The organism is Terrisporobacter petrolearius, assembly GCF_020748185.1.
Lineage (GTDB): Bacteria > Bacillota > Clostridia > Peptostreptococcales > Peptostreptococcaceae > Terrisporobacter > Terrisporobacter petrolearius.
In genome coordinates, this window is record NZ_JAHZMO010000203.1 from 1 (window position 1) to 435 (window position 435).

General features: G+C 52.6%; 1 pseudogene. It reads right to left on the reverse strand.

What is annotated here, in order from left to right:
* Window positions 1-377 (reverse strand): annotated as a pseudogene (locus tag K0040_RS22595) (isocitrate/isopropylmalate family dehydrogenase); the annotation flags it as partial.
* Between the last annotated feature and the right edge of the window lie 58 nt (window positions 378-435).

The following is a 435-nucleotide window of genomic DNA, read 5'->3' on the forward strand; positions in this document are numbered from 1 at the left end:
TCAATGGCGCAAGCCGCATCATCGGCATCCAGGCTGTAGCGCAGCAGCAGTGCCAGCGACAGAATTTGCGCAATCGGGTTGGCGATGTTTTTGCCTGCGATATCTGGTGCTGAGCCGCCTGCCGGTTCATACAGACCAAAACCTTGCTCGTTCAGGCTGGCGGAAGGCAACATCCCCATCGAGCCAGTGATCATTGCGCACTCGTCAGACAGAATGTCGCCAAACAGGTTGGAGCACAGCAGAACGCAAAACTGTGATGGATCTTTAATCAGCTGCTTGGTGACGATGTTGATGTACATATGCGCCAGTTAGACATCCGGGTATTCCGTGGCGATCACGTTGACGATTTCACGCCATAAACTAGAGGATTGCAGCACGTTAGCTTTGTCGATTGAGGTGACTTTGTGGCGACGTTTACGAGCAGATTCAAACGCG